Consider the following 17,905-nt stretch of genomic DNA (forward strand, 5'->3'; position numbering starts at 1 on the left):
GTTCAGGAATTAGGCAGAATCTCTTCTACAATTGTCGCCACGAATGAGATTACGAATAAAGAGGACCTCCACCCTCTTCACCGATAGCGTCAGTGGTCATCGGAGGGCCTCCCCCCTCTTCACCCAGAGCCATAGTGGTCATCGGAGAACCTCCACCCTCTTCACGCAGAGAGTGAGTGGTCACCGGAGGGCCTCCACCCTCTTCACGCAGAGCGTGAGTCGTAGCCCAATCGTCAATAGGCGTGACACCAACTCCTCCTCCTCCTTCACTTCCCGGACAGGGAGCTGAGATACACTGTATCGGATGACACCCACCTTCTTCACCTAGAGCCAGAGTCGTGAAAATAATTCCACCTCCGATGGGGTCGATCAGTGCATCACTTGGCGTCTCTTTAAAATCTAAATCAATTGCTTCGAGTTCAGCAGCATCTAAATCAAAAGGATGATCCATAAAATTCTCCTAATTGAGTAAAAGATTATCCAGGTTTACATATAATCTAGCTCAGGAGAACCGAGTTATGTTGGCCTTTTGGCAGGTTTCAAATTGAGTTAACGAAACTTGAAACTTGCCTTCAACCCTACAAATTTTCAAGTAGATTCTAGCGGAGCCATTGTCAGTCCAGCACGGCTCAATTGCATATGATAAAGTTCTGCTTGCTCTTGCGGGCCAACCCAGACGGTGGCCTGACCTTCGTGGTGGATTTGGTTGGCAAGTTTCCAAGCTTGATCGCTTGTCATCCCTGGAATGTATTTCGTCAAACATTCCACAACGTGCTGAAATGTGTTGAAATCGTCGTTGAGAACTATTACCCGATAGTTGGGATAAGGTTTGCGGGTAACTTGACTCGATCGAACGGGTGCTATGGTTGGTGAAGAGGTCATCGCGCGAACAGCCACTGAAACTACAAAATTCGTAAAATAGTTACCTCTGACATCCTAACACAATTTCCGATTTTTTCAACCGCTACTTGGTATTTCGATCCGCTTCGGGGTTTATTTTCACCGCCGGGCCCTGCGTTATATCAAATCCGTTAGCATCGGAATAGTAAATTCGAGTTCACTGTTGACGGTTGACAGTGAACAGTCAACCGTCAACCGTCAACATCATTCCGGTGTAACCGGAAATGATATTAGACTTCTCCAGAAACTGTGGGGAGTAGGGGTTAAGCATCCAACCCCCCATTGACAGGCTTTTGAGGAGAAATCTCTTGCACCGCGCCGATTAAACTACAGTTAACACTCGATCGACCTCAGAAGTGTCGCCGTCAGAATACGCTTGTAGCAGAAGTTGCTTTAAATCTTCAATCAGCGGATAGCGGGGGTTCGCTCCGGTACACTGATCGTCAAAAGCGCGATCGGCCATTTCCTCAAGGCGAGCAAAAAAGAAATCATCGCTCATTCCCTGACTGGCAAGAGCCTCCTGAATCGTGCCAGGAATATCTACCTCACGCTTGAGATCTTCCACCGCTGCGATCAACTTCTCAACTTTCTCCTCTTCTGTATCGCCGCCCAAATTCAGATAGTCCGCAATTCGAGCATAACGCCACTTGCTGTTAGGATACTTGTTTTGAGAAAAAATCGCTTGTTTGAACGGAACATCCGTTGCATTGTAGCGAATTACGTGGGAAATCATCAGCGCATTCGCTAAACCGTGAGGGACATGGCAAGTTGAACCTAATTGATGAGCCATTGAGTGACAAACCCCCAGAAAAGCATTGGCAAATGCCATCCCGGCCATCGTAGCAGCATAATGTACTTTCTCCCGCGCTTTCGGATCATTAGCACCATTTTTGTAAGCGCTGGGCAGGTATTTAAACAGCAAACGAATCGCTTCTAAAGCCAAACCATTTGTATACTCAGAAGCCAACACAGAAACATAAGCTTCTAAAGCGTGGGTTAGCGCATCAATGCCGCCGTAAGCAGTCAATTTCCGGGGCATATTCAGCGTAAGTTCTGGATCGACGATCGCCATACTCGGAGTCAGAGCATAATCTGCAAGCGGATACTTAATCCCCGATCGTTCATCCGTAACAACCGCAAAAGGCGTGACTTCCGAACCCGTCCCCGAAGTAGTTGGAATTGCCACCATAATTGCCTTTGATCCCAAAGGCGGCAGTTCGTATACCCGCTTGCGAATATCCATAAACCGCATCGCCAATCCTTCAAACTCAATTTCTGGATGCTCGTACATCAGCCACATTACTTTAGCAGCATCCATCGGCGAGCCACCACCAAAGGCAATAATCGCATCTGGATGGAAACTATTGCAGATTTCTAAACCTTTGCGAACAGTAGCAAGGGAAGGATCTGGTTCCACATCGTAAAATGTGTAGTGATCGATGCCGATTTCTTCCAAACTATCTGTGACTTCCTTAATCAATCCCAATTCAAACAAAGGTTTATCCGTCACGATCAAAGCACGTTTCTTACCTGCAAGATCCCTCAAAGCTACAGGAAGACAACCCGACTTAAAATAAATCTTGGGAGGAATGCGGAACCAGAGCATATTCTCGCGCCTTTCTGCTACGGTTTTGATATTGAGCAGGTGATGGGGTGTCACGTTGACAGAAATGGAATTATCCCCCCAGCTACCGCAACCGAGGGTAAGGGAGGGATCGAGGCGGAAATTGTACAAATCGCCGATCGCACCTTGAGAAGAAGGCGTATTAATCAGCACCCGCGAAGTCTCTAGTTTGCTTTCAAAATAACGAATGTGATTCTGATTGTGCGGAGCCGTGTAGAGTACAGAAGTATGTCCGTGTCCGCCAAAAATTATCAGCGCTTCAGCTTTGTCTACTGCTTCAGTAAAGTCCTTGGCGCGGTACATTGCGAGAATCGGCGAAAGTTTTTCACAAGCAAAGGGTTCTTCTTTACCAATCGCATCAACTTCTCCAATCAAAACCCTGATGTTTGACGGCACTACAAAACCCGCAATTTCCGCCACCTTTTGCACCGATTGTCCGACAATTTCGGCATTCAATCGCCCATCAATTAAGATTACCTGCCGCACTTTTTCCCGTTCTTGTGCATTGAGGAAATAAGCACCGCGCTTGATAAATTCTAGTTGCACTGCATCGTACACCTCATCCACAACAACCACCGATTGTTCCGAAGCACAAATCGTGCCGTTGTCGAAAGTTTTGCTGAGCAAAATTGAGCTGACAGCCATTTGGATGTGGGCGGTTTCATCAATGATGGCGGGAGTATTTCCCGCGCCGACACCGAGGGAGGGATGTCCTGAAGAGTAGGCAGCTTTTACCATTCCCGGCCCGCCAGTTGCCAAAATTAGTTTGATATCGGGGTGCTGCATCAAAGCTTGGGAAAGCGGCACAGTTGGCTCATCAATCCACCCAATAATATCCGGTGGTGCTCCTGCGGCTACAGCAGCATCGAGGATGATTTTTGCCGCCGCAGCCGTGCAGGATTTTGCCCGGGGATGGGGCGAAAATATAATGCCATTTCTCGTCTTGAGCACGATTAAAGATTTAAAGATGGTGGTGGAAGTCGGGTTGGTTACAGGAACGATTCCCGCCAGCAGTCCCACGGGTTCGGCAATGCGTTCGTAGCCAAAATGCCGATCGGACTCGATGATACCGCAAGTCTTGTCGTTTTTGTATTTGTTGTAAATCATTTCCGAGGCAAAATGATTTTTGATTGCCTTATCTTCGATGACTCCCATTCCCGATTCTTTGACTGCTGCTTTGGCTAAGGGAATGCGGGCGGCATTAGCGGCTAAAGCTGCTTGCTTGAATATGCGATCGACTTGTTCTTGAGTGTAGGTAGCAAATTCAGCTTGGGCTGCTTTCACTTTTTGAATGAGCACTTCTAATTCTTCTACATTGGTAACTTTCATTTGTTTTCTACTCGGGTGTTTTTCTAGATAATTATTGCCTAAGTTTGTGAGGGGTAGGGGAACCGCAGATTGACCGCAGATTGACGCAGATTTACGCAGATATTTTCAAGATTGTTTGCGATTTTTGCTCGAGGTGTTTTAATTAATTATAGACCGCTAGCTCCGATCGCATTTACCCCGCGACTGCGAAAAATCTCAACTGTTTGTTGGACGAGCTCCGGTGAAGCTGGAGGTGTATCCTTGAGCTCGTAATCCAGTTTTAATTGTTCCCATTTGTATTCTCCCATTTTATGGAATGGTAATACTTCGACTTTTTCCACATTGTTCAGATTGGCAATAAACTCTGCTAATTTTTCTACGTTTTCGAGGTCATCAGTGAGGTGAGGAACTAGAACGAATCGAATCCAGGTCGGCTTATGAATTTCGCTGAGATATTTGGCCATTGCTAAAGTAGGCTCGATGGAAACGTTCGTGACTTTGTAATACAGTTCGGGAATGTAGGATTTGATGTCTAATAAAACCAGATCGGTCATTTCCAGAACCGGTTTAGCAACTTCTAAAAGACAGAACCCTGATGTGTCTAAGGCAGTATGCAAGCCCATTTGATGACAGCGGGTAAAGATTTCTCTGACAAAATCGGGCTGCATCAACGGTTCGCCGCCGCTGACTGTAACGCCTCCTTTCCGCAGGTAGGATTTACATTTTGTAATTTGCTCGATTAAATAATCGACGGTTACTTCTTTACCCTCGTGAGAATTGCGGCAGTCGGGATTGTGACAGTAAAGACAGCGCAACGGACAGCCTTGGGTGAAGACGATAAACCGGATTCCAGGGCCGTCTACGGTGCCAAAGGTTTCGATTGAATGAATGCGACCAATTCCAGACATTTAATTTGCTGTTGGTTATGTTCCGAGATAATGAATTAATCCGCTGCGATCGGAAAGTCTCTGAGGTCAAACGAGCTGAAAAATAGATACTGTGATTGCTACATTCCTCGCGGCGGACAACCGCTAACTTACCCACAATGAACTTATTGCATTCCCAAGCTCTCAATTCCCTCAATTATCTGCGTTAATCTGTGTTAATCTGCCTTACATCTGCGGTTTTTAGAGCAAAGATTCATGCAATAAGTCCAATCACTGCTGGGATTTAGACGCGTTCGTGGAAAGTCCGTTTAATCACATCTAATTGCTGTTCGCGGGTAAGTTTGATGAAGTTAACCGCATAACCGGAGACGCGAATTGTTAGCTGGGGATAGTTTTCCGGATGTTCCATCGCATCTAGTAATGTTTGCCGATCGAGCGCGTTAACATTGATGTGATGGCCGCCATCGTGGAAGTAACCGTCTAGGAGACCAACTAGGTTGTTAGTCCGATCGTCCTCCATTCTGCCCAAGGCCTGCGGTAGAATCGAAAAAGTATTCGATATGCCATCTTGACAATCACTGTAAGGCAGTTTCGCTACAGAAGATAAGGATGCGATCGCCCCACAGGAATCTCGGCCGTGCATCGGGTTAGCACCGGGGGCAAAGGGTTCGCCTGCTTTACGTCCGTCGGGAGTGCTACCAGTTTTTTTGCCGTACACTACGTTAGAGGTAATCGTGAGTACCGATTGAGTCGCTACAGCGCCACGGTAGGTTTTGTGCTGGCGAATTTCGTTCATGAAGCTTTGCACAAGTTCGATCGCCAGACTGTCTACGCGATCGTCATTATTGCCGTATTTTGGATATTCTCCTTCGATCGAGTAATCTACGGCCAAACCTTCCTCGTTGCGAATCACCTTAACTTTAGCGTGTTTAATCGCCGATAGCGAGTCCGCCACCACTGACAATCCGGCAATCCCGCAGGCCATTGTCCGGTAAACATCGCGATCGTGCAATGCCATTTCCAGCCGTTCGTAGCAGTATTTGTCGTGCATATAGTGAATGACATTCAACGTATTGATATACGTTTTTGCCAACCACGCCATCATGTCGTGGAACCGCGCTCTTACCTCGTCATAATCGAGATATTCGGTAGTAATCGGTGGGAACTGCGGCGCGATTTGGTCGCCGGACTTCTCATCTTTACCGCCGTTAATCGCATAGAGCAAAGTCTTAGCCAAGTTAACTCGCGCGCCGAAAAACTGCATTTGCTTGCCAATTCGCATCGCGGAGACACAACAGGCGATCGCGTAATCATCGCCGTATTGAGGACGCATCAAATCGTCGTTTTCGTACTGAATCGAACTCGTATCGCTGGATACCTTCGCACAGAATTGTTTGAAGTTGTCCGGCAAGTTTTCCGACCACAACACGGTGAGATTTGGTTCGGGTGCAGTACCGAGGTTTGAGAGGGTGTGCAAGAATCGGAAACTGTTACGAGTTACCAATGTTCTACCGTCATTGCTTGTACCGCCGATCGCCTCTGTTACCCAAGTTGGATCGCCAGAAAACAGAGCGTTATAGTCGGGAGTTCGCAAAAACCGCACCATGCGGAGTTTCATTACAAAATGGTCGATCAGTTCTTGCAATTCCACTTCGGAACTCGCGCCACTTTGCAAATCGCGCTCGAAATAAATGTCTAAAAACGTCGATACGCGCCCGAGAGACATCGCTGCCCCGTTTTGTTCTTTCACTGCTCCCAAGTAGCCCAAATACACCCACTGAACAGCTTCTCGTGCGTTTGCCGCCGGACGACCAATATCAAAGCCGTAGCTAGCAGCCATTTCTTTTAACTCAAACAAAGCCCGAATTTGCTCGGATAACTCTTCGCGCAAACGAATTGTTCCCTCCTCCATCGCCTCTAGTTCGAGTGATTCTTGCTGTGTTTTTTTATCATCAATCAGGCGATCGACACCGTACAAAGCCACGCGCCGATAGTCACCGATGATGCGCCCGCGTCCGTAGGCATCTGGCAAACCTGTGATGATACCAGAACGTCTCGCCAGACGCATCGAGCGCGTGTAAACATCGAATACACCATCGTTATGAGTTTTGCGATATTTCGTAAATATTTCTTCAGTTTGCCGATCGAGCTGATAGCCGTAAGCTTCTAAACCTGCCTTGACCACGCGAATCCCGCCAAAGGGCATAATCGCGCGTTTCAAAGGTCGATCGGTTTGCAAACCTACTATTTGTTCTAAGTCGCGATCGATGTATCCTGCTGCATGAGCCGTGATGGATGTGGGAACTTTTGTATCAACATCCAATACACCTTTTTCGCGCTCTTGCTTCATTAGTTCCAGGACTTGGTGCCAAAGCTGCTGGGTTTTTTCTGTTGGTGCTGTGAGAAATTCTGCATTCCCTTCGTAGGGGGTGTAATTCTTTTCGATGAAGTCTCTGACGTTGACTTCCTTTGTCCAGTTGCCTTCAGTAAAGCCGTGCCATTCTACTAACATAGCTTGCTTTCACCTCTATTTTTTGTTAGCGATCGATCTTTTCTGCTTCGACCACTACATCTACTATATATTTAATCTCAATATTTTTAATACCCTGTTCGCTCTTTGTTACAAAACTTTACTTGCTAATTCGGTGGGAAGAATTAAGATAGATAGTAGGCAGAACATCCTCTGGGATTTGTGAGGAAGCTCTGACAAAAAGGGATTCCGAACTAACAGTTAGACAACGGGAATGTTGTTTAAGTGCGGGTCGGTCGGAAACCCGCAATGAGATTTTGGGTCGCGAACTGCAAAGACCACAAGAAGAGGAAGAAAAAGCCGAAAAATAGCAGAAGAATAGCAAAAAAATAGTTCGGATTTGATTCGAGAATTGTTGTCGAAAGCAGAGCAATATTAATTGCTGATTAATTGAACAAGGGTATTATGCAGATAAATTCAAGAAATCAAAGCACTGCGAGCGATCCGGCTCACGATATTTGGAAAGAACAGCGTCATCCGCTCGATGGGATTTTTAAACCTCGCTCCGTGGCTGTAATCGGCGCAACAGAGAGAGAAGGAAGCGTCGGACGTACTCTCCTGTGGAACTTGATTCGGAATCCGTTTGGCGGAACAGTTTTTCCAGTGAATCCGCAGCGCCGCAGCGTCTTGGGGCTCAAGTCTTATCCTGACATTGCTAGCGTCCCGGAAGTAGTGGATCTGGCGGTGATTGCTACGCCTGCTGCTGGGGTGCCGCAAGTGATCCGCGAATGTATCGCTGCTGGGGTGAAAGGGGCAATTATTGTTTCTGCTGGCTTTAAAGAGATTGGTGCGGCTGGGGAGGCTTTAGAACAGCAAGTGATGGCCCAAGCGCGTCTGGGCGGAATGCGGATTATCGGCCCAAATTGCCTCGGCGTGATGAATCCTGTGCTTGGGCTCAATGCTACTTTTGCAGGTACGATCGCCCGTCCGGGTAATGTCGCCTTCATCAGTCAAAGCGGCGCCCTCTGTACTTCGATCCTAGACTGGAGTTTGGGAGAAAATGTCGGTTTTAGCGGTTTTGTGTCGATCGGCTCTATGCTCGATGTCGGTTGGGGCGATCTGATCGAGTATTTCGGGGACGATCCCCATACCCACAGTATCGTTTTGTATATGGAATCTATGGGTGATGCTCGTTCGTTTATGTCCGCCGCCCGCCCAGTGGCGATCGACAAACCGATCATCATTCTCAAGGTAGGACGTACCGCCGCCGCCGCGCAAGCCGCCGCTTCCCATACGGGAGCTTTGACCGGTAGCGATGACGTGCTTAATGCTGCTTTCCGCCGCTGTGGCGCGTTGCGGGTACATACGATTTCCGATTTGTTCGACATGGCAGAAATTCTGGCCAAGCAACCGCGACCGCAGGGCAACCGCCTATCGATCGTCACCAATGCAGGAGGGCCAGGGGCGATCGCCACTGATGCCTTAATTAGCGACGGCGGTGCCCTGGCAGATCTGGCACCGGAGACGGTGCTGCAGCTTGATGAGTTTTTGCCGCCTCAGTGGAGTCATCACAACCCGATCGATATTTTGGGCGATGCTAGTAGCGATCGTTACGCCAAAACTCTAGAAGTGGTCGCTCCCGATCCCAATAGTGACGGATTGCTGGTCATCCTGACGCCACAAGCGATGACAAATCCCACCCAAACAGCAGAAAAACTCAAGTCTTACAGCAAACTCCGAAAGCCCTTATTAGCAAGCTGGATGGGCGGTGTGGAAGTGTCAGCGGGAACGCAAATTCTCAATCAGGCAAATATTCCGACTTTCCCCTATCCCGATACCGCCGTCAGGTTATTCAACTATATGTGGCGCTACACATACAACCTGCGCGCTATCTACGAAACGCCATCTCTCCCCGCTGATTGCGAAATCGAGACTTCCGGGTGTGCGACTGCTGCGAAGATTTTGACTGCCGCCCGCCAAAACAATCGCACTCTATTAACCGAGTACGAATCAAAACAGTTGCTGGCAGCTTACGGTATTCCCACCGTAGCGACAGAAATTGCAGCGAGTGCTGCCGAAGCTGTGGAAATTGCCGATCGCCTCGGTTATCCAGTGGTGCTAAAACTCCATTCTGAGACGATTACTCACAAAACCGATGTGGGGGGCGTAAAACTAAATTTAGGCGATGCTAACGCTGTAATTAGTGCCTTTGAGGCGATCGCCCAGCGGGTACTGGCGATCGACCCGGCAGCCTTTCTCGGCGTGACAGTGCAGCCGATGGTGCATTTGGAAGGCTATGAACTAATCTTGGGTAGCAGTATTGACCCACAATTTGGGCCGGTGATGCTGTTTGGTTCCGGCGGACAATTAGTGGAAGTCTTTCAGGATCGATCGCTAGCACTTCCGCCTTTAAATACCACCCTAGCGCGGCGGATGATGGAGCAAACGCGCATCTATAAAGCTTTGCAAGGAGTGCGCGGTCGATCGGCAATTGACCTGGTAGAACTCGAACAGTTATTAGTTCGTTTTAGTCAACTGATTGTAGAGCAACCTCAAATTGCCGAGATTGATATTAATCCCCTGTTGGTTTCTCCTGAAGGTGCGATCGCTCTTGATGCCCGCGTTGTTCTCCAAACAACGGAAAACCCCATTTCTCCCGCGATTCGCCCCTATCCTACGCAATACGTTCAAACATGGTCAACAAAGGGCGATCGTCCCATCACCATCCGTCCGATTCGCCCAGAAGATGAGCCGCTGATGGTGCTGTTCCACCAAGAACTTTCCGAAGAGAGCGTGTATTTGCGCTACGCTCACATGGTAAAGTTAAAGCACCGCATCGCTCACGAACGTTTGACCCGGATTTGTTTTATTGACTACGATCGGGAAATGGTTTTAGTAGCCGATCGTCTTGACCCGGAAACCTCAGAACACCGGATTTTGGGAGTAGGGCGTCTGAGCAAACTCCACGGCACAAACGAAGCCGAATTTGCGCTGATCGTTAGCGATAGCTATCAGCAGCACGGTTTGGGAACAGAATTATTGAGGCGGATGCTGCAAATTGGTCAGGAAGAGAAATTAGAGGCGATCGTTGGCTACATTGTGACTAGCAACTACAAGATGCACAGCCTCTGTAAAAAACTAGGATTTGAAGTCCAACCAGACCGAGGCGAAGGAATGTTGAAAGCTGTTTTTGTTTGCTAATAGCAAGTTGGGTTAAATAATACTGAGATGTTGCACCATTCTCGATAAGCCTTTTATGAACAGGCAAGATGCCTGTTCCACAAGAAAATTCATCTCTTGTGGAACGGGCAGGAGATCCCGTTCTTGAGAATGGTGCAAGATGTGAGTAATAACTGACATCTTGCACCATTCTCGATAAACCTTTTAGGGGCCGGCAGGACGCCCACCCCACAAGAAAATTCACTCTTTGTGGAACAGGCAAGATGCCTGTTCTTGAGAATGGTGCAACATCTCAGTAGTAAGGGCTTTAGCTTTTTCTCTAAGGACTGAAGTCCTTACTACAAACCTAGAACTCAAGTCCTTACTACAAACCTAGCAGGATACGAGTACATCCGATCGCCCGAGAACTCTCATATCTTCCTCATCGAGTTCGACTGGTGTACCGCTGCGAATTAGTTCCACAAAATCCTCATTCGGCACCATGATGCACAAAGTGTACAAACGTTCACTGCCCGTATTCTCAATTACGTGAGTGCCAGTTGGAGGCACTAACAAACTATCTCCCGGTTGAATACTAACTGTTTTGCCATCGCAGGTTGCTTGCCCTCTTCCTTTGAGTACAAAAAACATTTCGACTGCAAACTGATGACGGTTGGGAGGAGTTTTGCCGCCCACATCGAAAATCTCCACGCAAACTGTTAATGAAACATTGGCTATTACCGGATCGAAGACGATAGCTAATCTATTACTATCGCCCGGACTGATGCGAAATGCTTGGTAGTCTTTCGGAGACTTTATAACAGGAATCATGCAGTGGTTTGTCATTTTTTTTATTGTTAGTTGTCAGTTGTTATGTTTCTGCTGTCATTAGTGAGAATCCGGAGTCATTAGTTCCCAGTTTAGCATCAAAAAATTATTCCTAGTGACTAATGACTAATGACTAATGACTAATGACTAATGACTAATGACTAATAACTAATGACTAATGACTAATGACTAATGACTAATGACTGCTATTTAATTGCTTCTAACATAGCCTGAGAATCCGACAAAAAGCCAAAACATTGTTTAACGTTATAAAGAGTAGCTTGCCAGCAATACTCGGGAGATGTCGTAGCTGTACAATCTTTGACTAAAATACAGTCGTAACCGAGAAAATTAGCATCTTGCAGTGTAGCCATGACGCACTGATCCGCATTTACTCCTCCAAAGAAAAGTGTACTTCTGCCGAGGTTTCGCAAGATGCTATCTAAAGGAGTATCCCAAAAGCCACTCATCCGATATTTATCAACGCAAATATCCTCGGGTTTCGGTGCCAATTCATCGACAACCTGCGCCGCCCAACTCCCTGCCATCAGTACAGGCGCGCCGTTTTTTGGCAGCGGATCTCCCAAACCTACGCCGTCGCCTGTGGGATTGTAAACGTGACGGGAAGCTGCACTAATATTGAGCAAATCGGGGCGGTTCCCCCAGTTAATCCAAATAATTGGCACTGCCTGCGATCGCAATTTTGGCAGCAAATTTTTTAAAGGATTAATTGGAGTTCGGGCGGGCGTTACATCTACGCCAATATGTGCTAGCCAACCGTCGGGATGACAGAAATCGTTTTGCATATCTATCACCAACATTGCTGCTTTTGCTAAGTCCAAACGCAGGGTTTTAGTTTCTGTTTCCAGAGTAACAGGTTGAGGCGCGATCGGCGAGCGGGTGATATCGGCAATTTTGGCATCAACTTTCCAAGCATTCGGCGGTACGCCCAAGGTGCGGAGAGAATCAGAATTCATCAGAACTATGGGTTTGAAACCCCGTCCTTTTAGGACGGCTTTACATTGAATTGAATCCCCTCGCGGGGTGGAGGGGTATGGTTGCCCCTCCAGTGAGGTATGGTTGCCTCAATCTCCTTTCGGAGTAGAAGAGACGACCTGCCAGGTCGTCTGTACTTCGCTAATGTTTAGTGAGCTTGTTAGGCTGAAAGCACTGTTCCAGTGACCTTAGAACTGTTTAACTCTCAACGACAGAGCAAGGAACTAGCTACGCATTCCAGGGTGTCGTGACTCAAAAAACGTAGTCAGTTAAGACGATAGCTGGTCAGAATGGCTTGTTAGATTTCTCTTTCAAGCCTCATGCCTTTAGGCTGAGGTTCCTGACATGGATTGTGACTCAAAAACACTTTCAATTTTATCAGAATTTGGTTGTTACTAAGTTGTCATATCTTAAATCTTTACTATAATTAAGTATCAGGGGCCACTTTTAAATAAATTTTATGATTTATTAACTTTATTACAGTTGGGCGATCGCAAATGTTAGCGCCTGGGAATCATAAAATAAAAATTAATGTAAATTTACAAAAGGCGTAAATCTGTGAGCTTTACAATTCAAAATGCTTTACTTCCAGTTGAGAGCGGTTATGAAACCGTAGACGTGCAAGTGGTGGATAATTGCATAAGTGCGATCGCGCCCAATAACCCCCCCTTCAATTCCCCCGCTTACCAAGGAGGGAAACCCCCCTTTAATTCCCCCGCTTACCAAGGAGGGAACCCCCCCTCTAATTCCCCCGCTTATCAAGGGGGGAACCCCCCCTCTAATTCCCCCCCTTACCAAGGGGGGGATAGGGGGGGTGGAACAGTTATTAACGGCAAAAATAAGCTGCTGCTGCCCGGTTTTGTCAACGCGCACACTCACTCTTCAGAAATGTGGCAACGAGGCATTATTCCCCCTTTGCCGCTGGAATTGTGGATTGCCGAATTATACGATTTTACGCCTCTCGATCCCGAACAAGTTTACTTGAGTGCCTTGGGAACTGCGGTAGAAACATTGCTGTCGGGCGGTACAAGCGTAGTCGATCATTTAGTTTTGATTCCGGGGCAAGAATTAGAGACAATTGCCGCCGCCGTTCGCGCTTATCAAGAAATCGGCCTCCGCGCTTTTATCGGACCGTTAATTCAAGATGAATCCCTGACAGCCGGAATGCCTTCTGGCGATAGCGGCATCGAACACGCGACTTACATTCGCTCCACAAAGACCACTTTGGAATTAATGGAAACAGCCATAAAACAGTTTCACAATCCCGAAAAAGGTGTTAATATGTTGTTGGCACCGACGGGAATTCAACTGTGTTCCGATGCTTTGTTTGAAGGCTGCATCGATTTGAGCGATCGCTACAATCTTTGTCGGCACGCCCACCTATTAGAAACCCCCGCTCAAAAACAGTTAGCTCACGAAAAATACGGCTGTAGCGCTGTCGAACACCTGCAAAGAATTGGTTATTTGAGTCCCCGGACTTCCTTAGCACACTGCGTTTGGCTGGACGATTCCGACATAGCGATTATGGCAGAAACGGGAGCGACAGTCGTACACAATCCCCTCAGCAACTTGCGCCTGGGAAGCGGGATTGCACCGATTTTGAAATACCGTCAAGCGGGAGTCAACGTATCTTTTGGCTGCGACGGCGCTGCTAGTAATGACTCTCAAGATTTGCTGGAAGCGATTAAAATTGGTTCAATTTTGCACAATATCACGGATTTGGATTACCGCCAATGGATTACACCGCGCCAGTCTGTAGAAATGGCATCCCTGGGAGGAGCAAAAGGCTTGAATCTCGCCGATGAAATGGGTTCGTTGACAGTCGGTAAAAAAGCAGATTTTGTGCTGTATGATTTAACCAGTTTATCATTGCTGCCGCGCACCGATCCGATTGGCTTGCTAATATTGGGACGCCCGACTAATGCGGTAGACAGCGTTTGGGTAAACGGCAAGCAAATCGTCGCAGAAGGTAAGGTGAAAACGATCGATCTTGATGCTTTGAGGCGGGAATTATTCGAGCGCAGCGAGTGGAATAGCAAGCGTCAATCGCAAACGGTGAGCGAGATTGAGGCCCATTACCGCCAAGTGATGAAACTGCAAGGTTACTCTTAAAAGCTATCCTCTGTTTTCATAAAAAACGAGCCTGTCCTTGGCTACAATCTCAAGTACCTTAGACACCGTATTTTAGGTAAGCATCACCAGCGTTAAAAGTCAGTTAAATTATCCCATACAGCCTCAAAAAAAAATATCGGTAACAATAAATGCAGCAAAAGTAAATTCATTACAACAGATAAGTCATAATAGAAAAGTAAGATCCCTCCCCAACTAGAGATAACAGTTATGTCATGGAAAACCAGGCTGGCTACTGTCGCCATCATTACATTAGCAATTTTCGCAGAATTAGCGCCGGCACTTAAAATTAACCCCATCAACCTCGCAAATACTAATCACTCAAAAGCTGCAGCCATGACACCCCCTAACAACCAGAGTGATGTAGACGCCAGACTTGTTGCAGCTAATACCAAATTTGGTTTTAACTTGTTCAACACCCTCACCAAACAACAGCCGAATAAAAATATCTTTATTTCCCCTACTTCTGTCGCCCTTGCACTGTCAATGACATACAACGGAGTTAGCGGAGAAACGAAACAAGAAATGACAAAAGTTCTCCAATTAACGGGAATGACTCCCCAAGAAATCAACGCAGCCAATCAAGGTTTGCAAAATAGTTTTCAGAAAGTTGACCCCAATGTCCAAGTATTAATTGCTAACTCGCTTTGGGCGCAACAAGGCTTCTCCTTAAAACCAGAATTTCTGCAAACAAATCAAGAATACTACAATGCTAATCTTACCGAACTAGACTTTATTAATCCGCAAGCTCTTAGCATCATTAACAACTGGGTGAGCCAAAAAACTCAAGGGAAAATTAATAAAATTGTCGATAAAATTAACCCGGATGGAGTCTTGTTTTTGATTAACGCTATCTATTTCAAAGGCAAGTGGCAAACGCCCTTTGATAAATCTCAAACTGCGAACAAAACTTTCTCTTTAACCGACGGCAGTTCAAAACAGCATCCGATGATGTCCCAGAAAGGCATTTATGGGTACTACGAAACAGACACATTTCAAGCAGTCAGTTTACCTTACGGAAAAGAAGGGGCTCTGGCTATGTATATTTTCTTGCCAAACTCCAATAGCAATTTGGCAACTTTCTTGCAGCAGCAATTAACACCAGAAAATTGGAATCAATGGATGCAAGAATTTACATATGTAAATGGTACAATTGAAATACCCCGCTTCAAAATAGAATATGAAGTTGAACTCGAAAACACACTCACAGCTTTGGGCATGGCAGAAATTTTTGATAGCTCAAAAGGCAATTTTTCTGTAATGACTAATAAGAAAGTAGCAGTAGATTCAGTAAAACACAAAACATTTGTAGAAGTGAACGAAGAAGGTACAGAAGCAGCCGCCGTCACTTCCACCGGGTTAACCAGATCTGGATCGCCTTTTGAAATGAATGTAAACCGTCCATTCTTTTGTGTCATTCAAGACCATACTACAGGAACAATATTATTTATGGGTCTTATCGTTGACCCCCAATAATATCAAAAATAGTAGGTGCGTCAGGAAATGTTCGAGTGAGTTTTAATAAAATAACCCTCGCTGACGCACCCTAACAAGCTAATTATACGGTAAAATATCAGTCTAAAAATAATCATATTTGCGACAAATTGATGATTAAATTGCACAAATGGCAGCGGATACTGGGTTTAATAGTTGTTTTTGCGATCGCCCTTACCTCCTCCGCGATTTTATCCCCCCGTCTCTTGGCTCAAACCCCGCCCACCACCCCAACAACCGAATTGCGCGGCGTCTGGCTGACTAACATTGACAGCGAGGTGATATTCTCCCGCAACAACATCATTGACGCTGTAAATCGACTGGATCAACTCAATTTCAATACCATCTATCCCACGGTTTGGCAAGGAGGCTATACGCTTTATCCGAGTGCGACAGCCCAAGGAATATTCGGACAGTCGATCGACCCATCGCCCGAATTGAAAAGCCGAGACATCCTCAAAGAAATTATAGCACAATCCCGCCAAAAAGGTATAGCAGTAATCCCGTGGTTTGAGTTTGGTTTCATGGCTCCAGCCGAATCGGAATTAGCCACACTTCACCCCGACTGGTTGGCGCAGCGGCGCGACGGTTCAACTATTTGGAAAGAAGGCGAACACGAGCGAGTCTGGCTGAATCCCTTTCATCCCCAAGTGCAGCAATTTATATTAGATTTAATCCTAGAAATTGTCGATAATTATGATATAGATGGCATTCAATTTGACGACCATTTCGGCTTGCCAGTAGAATTTGGCTACGAGCCGTTAACAGTGTCAATGTATCAGGAACAAATCAAAAGCCCTCCCTCCGACGACGCCCGCGAAACCTTCTGGGTGCGCTGGCGCGCTGACAAAATTAACGACTTCATGGGGCGAGTTTCCCGCGCCATTAAATCCCGCAAAGAAAAATGTATTGTCAGCTTATCTCCGAACCCTTTTCACTTTGCTTTACCCGCCCACTTGCAGGACTGGTTTACCTGGGAAAGACGCGGCTACATCGACGAAATTGTGTTGCAGGTTTATCGCAGCGATATCAAGCGTTTTAGTGCCGAACTGGAACGGGAAGAAGTCAAATTGGCTAAACTTAACATTCCAACTGCGATCGGCATTTTAACTGGTCTTAAAAATAATTCCGTGCCCCTCAAGCAAATTCAAGAACAAGTGCAAGAAGTGCGAAAAAGAGATTTCGCTGGCCTGTCGTTCTTTTTCTACGAAAGTTTGTCGAATTGGGCTAGCGAAACCCCCGAACAGCGTAATTATGCCTTGCAAGAATTCTTTCCCACAAAGATGCAGCGCCCGCCATCCGAAGGCAGAATTTGAAACCCACGGTTAAAATGAGAAAAATCATACAGCGCTTAGGAATTGTCATCTTATCTTTGACCGCTTTCCTAACAATTGGCTATCTCACTCCCAGAAAGTGGGGAGATTACTGGCAAGCAGATTGCACAATCTCTCTATTCATTTCCAACCAAGGCATTCACACCGAAATCATCGTTCCAGTTAAAAATGAATATTTTGACTGGAATCAATTTTTACCGCTAACAGAAATAGGGCGGGATGCCACTTCTGATTATAAATATTTGTCTTTTGGCTGGGGAGATAGAGCTTTTATGCTGGAAACTCCCACCTCAGCAATCATCAACCCAGTTACAGCTTTCAAGGCGCTATTTCTCGCTACTCCGTCTACCGTACACGTTCAAAGTTATCGGGTTCTCCCCCAAAGTATAGAAACCAAATGTGTTAAAATGAGCGGCACAAATTATCTGAAGATGGTAAATTTTATTAAAAATTCATTTCAATTAGACGCAGTAGGTAAGAAAATGAAAATTAGCTACGGCTACGACAACAGCGACAGTTTTTATGAAGCAAAAGGCAGTTACTCTATTTTGAGAACTTGCAACGACTGGACGGCAGAAGCTTTGCAAAAAGCCGAGGTCAATACTCCTTTATGGTCTACGCTTTCTTCTGCGATTATGTTTCATTTAAATAGCGGTTGCGAATGTCAAGAATAAATGGTAATCGGTAATACCATTTTAGATTTTAGATTTTAGATTTTATAATTCGGAATGAATGATTATGTATGGGTTGGGCTCTTGCCTAAAGTTGCATTCTT

General features: G+C 46.3%; 12 protein-coding genes. 5 read left to right on the forward strand and 7 right to left on the reverse strand.

Features of this window, described 5'->3' with window-relative positions; all coding sequences use genetic code 11:
• Positions 1-49 precede the first annotated feature (49 nt).
• The 5 genes from ACUVJL_RS11775 to pflB form a co-directional block, all read right to left on the reverse strand.
• Positions 50-451: a hypothetical protein gene (locus tag ACUVJL_RS11775; RefSeq protein WP_445246017.1), complete on the reverse strand. Its 402-nt coding sequence runs from the start codon at positions 449-451 to the stop codon at positions 50-52.
• A 137-nt stretch (positions 452-588) separates the two neighbouring features.
• The gene (gene clpS / locus ACUVJL_RS11780; RefSeq protein WP_006633998.1) at positions 589-882 is read right to left on the reverse strand and encodes an ATP-dependent Clp protease adapter ClpS; all 294 of its coding nucleotides are present in this window, start codon (positions 880-882) and stop codon (positions 589-591) included.
• Between the two features lie 340 nt (positions 883-1,222).
• Positions 1,223-3,853 carry a bifunctional acetaldehyde-CoA/alcohol dehydrogenase gene (gene adhE / locus ACUVJL_RS11785; protein ID WP_445246018.1) on the reverse strand — a complete coding sequence of 877 codons (2,631 nt, stop codon included), beginning with the start codon at positions 3,851-3,853 and terminating at the stop codon, positions 1,223-1,225.
• A gap of 146 nt (positions 3,854-3,999) precedes the next feature.
• A complete protein-coding gene (pflA, locus tag ACUVJL_RS11790; RefSeq protein WP_445246019.1) occupies positions 4,000-4,740 on the reverse strand; it encodes a pyruvate formate-lyase-activating protein in 741 nt (246 codons plus the stop codon).
• A gap of 262 nt (positions 4,741-5,002) precedes the next feature.
• On the reverse strand, positions 5,003-7,231 hold the full coding sequence (gene pflB / locus ACUVJL_RS11795) for a formate C-acetyltransferase (RefSeq protein ID WP_445246020.1): 2,229 nt from the start codon (positions 7,229-7,231) through the stop codon (positions 5,003-5,005).
• 423 nt (positions 7,232-7,654) lie between these two features.
• On the opposite strand from pflB, the gene ACUVJL_RS11800 reads away from it, so the two are divergent.
• Positions 7,655-10,390: a bifunctional acetate--CoA ligase family protein/GNAT family N-acetyltransferase gene (locus tag ACUVJL_RS11800; protein WP_445246021.1), complete on the forward strand. Its 2,736-nt coding sequence runs from the start codon at positions 7,655-7,657 to the stop codon at positions 10,388-10,390.
• Between the two features lie 351 nt (positions 10,391-10,741).
• Here the strand turns inward: ACUVJL_RS11800 and ACUVJL_RS11805 are convergent, their stop codons facing one another.
• Together ACUVJL_RS11805 and ACUVJL_RS11810 are read right to left on the reverse strand one after the other, a co-directional pair.
• Entirely contained in the window at positions 10,742-11,179 is a 438-nt protein-coding gene (locus tag ACUVJL_RS11805; RefSeq protein ID WP_445246022.1) for a cupin domain-containing protein, read from the reverse strand.
• A 203-nt stretch (positions 11,180-11,382) separates the two neighbouring features.
• Positions 11,383-12,153, reverse strand: a complete 771-nt coding sequence (locus ACUVJL_RS11810) for a cysteine hydrolase family protein (protein ID WP_445246023.1) — start codon at positions 12,151-12,153, stop codon at positions 11,383-11,385.
• Between the two features lie 577 nt (positions 12,154-12,730).
• Between ACUVJL_RS11810 and ACUVJL_RS11815 the strand changes: the two genes are divergently transcribed.
• The 4 genes from ACUVJL_RS11815 (at position 12,731) to ACUVJL_RS11830 (ending at position 17,804) form a co-directional block, all read left to right on the forward strand.
• Entirely contained in the window at positions 12,731-14,284 is a 1,554-nt protein-coding gene (locus ACUVJL_RS11815) for an amidohydrolase (RefSeq protein WP_445246024.1), read from the forward strand.
• 228 nt (positions 14,285-14,512) lie between these two features.
• Entirely contained in the window at positions 14,513-15,778 is a 1,266-nt protein-coding gene (locus tag ACUVJL_RS11820; RefSeq protein ID WP_445246025.1) for a serpin family protein, read from the forward strand.
• Between the two features lie 131 nt (positions 15,779-15,909).
• Positions 15,910-17,112, forward strand: a complete 1,203-nt coding sequence (locus tag ACUVJL_RS11825) for a glycoside hydrolase family 10 protein (protein WP_445246026.1) — start codon at positions 15,910-15,912, stop codon at positions 17,110-17,112.
• Between the two features lie 14 nt (positions 17,113-17,126).
• Positions 17,127-17,804, forward strand: coding sequence for a TIGR02117 family protein (locus ACUVJL_RS11830; protein WP_445246027.1), 678 nt, complete (start codon positions 17,127-17,129; stop codon positions 17,802-17,804).
• Positions 17,805-17,905 lie beyond the last annotated feature (101 nt).

Origin of the sequence: Microcoleus sp. OTE_8_concoct_300 (assembly GCF_031383065.1) — a bacterium.
Classification (GTDB): Bacteria; Cyanobacteriota; Cyanobacteriia; order Cyanobacteriales; family Microcoleaceae; genus Microcoleus.